We start from the raw sequence: 1,897 nt of genomic DNA, 5'->3' as shown, positions 1-1,897 counted from the left end.
GGCGCGGGCACGGGCCTGCCGGCGGCGCCATGCCGCACGCCATGGGCGTGACGCTGTCGCTCGCCCGGTTCAACCGCATCCTCGACATCAGCCCCGAAAGCCGCACGGCGGTGGTGCAGTGCGGCGTGCGCAACCTGGCCATCAGCGAAGCCGCCGCGCAATATGGCCTGTATTACGCGCCCGACCCCAGCAGCCAGATCGCCTGCACCATCGGCGGCAACGTGGCCGAGAACTCGGGCGGTGTGCACTGCCTGAAATACGGCCTGACCGTACACAACGTGCTCAAGGTCAAGGGATTCACGGTGGAGGGTGACGCGGTGGAGTTCGGCAGCGAGGCGCTCGACGCCCCCGGCTACGACCTGCTGGCCGCTGTGATCGGCAGCGAGGGCATGCTGGCGGTGACCACCGAGGTCACCGTCAAGCTCATCCCCAAGCCCCAACTGGCGCGCTGCATCATGGCCAGCTTTGACGACGTACGCAAAGCGGGCGATGCCGTGGCCGCTGTGATCGCGGCCGGCATCATCCCGGCAGGCCTGGAGATGATGGACAAACCCATGACGGCCGCCGTGGAAGACTTCGTGAAAGCCGGCTACGACCTCACGGCCGAGGCCATCCTGCTGTGCGAAAGCGACGGCACGCCCGAAGAGGTGGAGGAAGAAATCGGCCGCATGAGCGAAGTGCTGCGCGCAGCGGGCGCCACCGCCATCTCGGTCAGCCAGGACGAGGCCGAGCGCCTGCGCTTCTGGAGCGGGCGCAAGAACGCCTTTCCGGCCAGCGGCCGCATCAGCCCCGACTACATGTGCATGGACTCGACCATCCCGCGCAAGCGCCTGGCCGACATCCTGCTGGCCATCCAGGAGATGGAAAAGAAATACCAACTGCGCTGCGCGAACGTGTTCCACGCGGGCGACGGCAACCTCCACCCGCTGATCCTGTTCGATGCCAACGACCCCGATCAGCTGCACCGCTGCGAACTGTTTGGCGCCGACATCCTGGAGACCAGCGTGGCCATGGGCGGCACCGTGACCGGCGAGCACGGCGTGGGCGTGGAAAAGCTCAATAGCATGTGCGTGCAGTTCTCGGCCGAAGAAAACGCGCAGATGTTTGGCCTCAAGCACGCATTCGACCCGGCGGGCCTGCTCAACCCCGGCAAGGTGATCCCCACGCTGAACCGCTGTGCCGAGTACGGAAAGATGCTGGTGCGCGGCGGCCGGCTCAGCCACCCCGACCTGCCCCGGTTCTGAACCCTGCGCACCATGGACACGAGCGGCATGAGCGCAACCAGCCTGCGGCCCTTCCGCGTGGCCGCGCGCACCTGCACGGCCACGCGGCGGCACCGCGCCCCGCGCCATGAAGCCACTGCAAGGCCTGGCCTTCCTGCTGCTGATGCAGTCGGCCGGAGAAGCGCTGTCGCATTTCCTTCACTTACCCGTGCCCGGGCCGGTGGTGGGCATGGTGCTGTTGTTGCTGGCCCTGCGCTGGCCCCCCGTGCAGAAGGCCGTGGCGCCGGCCGCCGGTTTTCTGCTCACCCATCTGTCGCTGCTGTTCGTGCCGGTGGGCGTGGGCGTGATGACCCACCTCGACATGCTGGGTGCCTATGGCCTGCGCCTGCTGGCCGTGATCGTGCTGTCCACCTGGGCGGGCATGGCGGTCACCGTGCTGGTGCTCAAGGCCGTGCAACGCAAGGAGCGCCATGCCCAACTTCGTTGAACTGTGGGTCTACCTCTCGTCGGCGCCGCTGTTCGGCCTGACGGCCACGCTGGCGGTGTACGTGCTGGCGCAGGCCTGGGCTGCGCGCATGGGGCAGGCCGCATGGGCCAACCCCGTGCTGTGGTCGGTGGTGGTGCTGGCCGGCGCGCTGCTCGCCACCGGCACGGCCTACCCCACCTTCTTTGCC

The 1,897-nt window shown here is 68.0% G+C and carries 3 protein-coding genes; all 3 read left to right on the top strand.

Going from position 1 to position 1,897, the window contains the following annotated elements:
- Positions 1–1,244: FAD-linked oxidase C-terminal domain-containing protein (locus tag ACDELDRAFT_RS21900; protein ID WP_040330531.1), on the top strand; the 1,244-nt coding region annotated here is incomplete at its 5' end.
- A gap of 106 nt (positions 1,245–1,350) precedes the next feature.
- Positions 1,351–1,710, top strand: a complete 360-nt coding sequence (locus ACDELDRAFT_RS21895; RefSeq protein ID WP_005800777.1) for a CidA/LrgA family protein — start codon at positions 1,351–1,353, stop codon at positions 1,708–1,710.
- A partial coding sequence (locus tag ACDELDRAFT_RS21890) for an LrgB family protein (RefSeq protein WP_005800775.1) occupies positions 1,694–1,897 on the top strand: 204 nt, incomplete at its 3' end. The genes ACDELDRAFT_RS21895 and ACDELDRAFT_RS21890, both read left to right, overlap by 17 nt.

It is taken from the genome of Acidovorax delafieldii 2AN (genome assembly GCF_000175235.1).
In the GTDB taxonomy this organism is placed as follows: Bacteria; Pseudomonadota; Gammaproteobacteria; order Burkholderiales; family Burkholderiaceae_C; genus Acidovorax; species Acidovorax delafieldii_B.
Note: the sequence above shows the minus strand (reverse complement) of the source record. Positions and strands in the feature narration are given on the sequence as shown.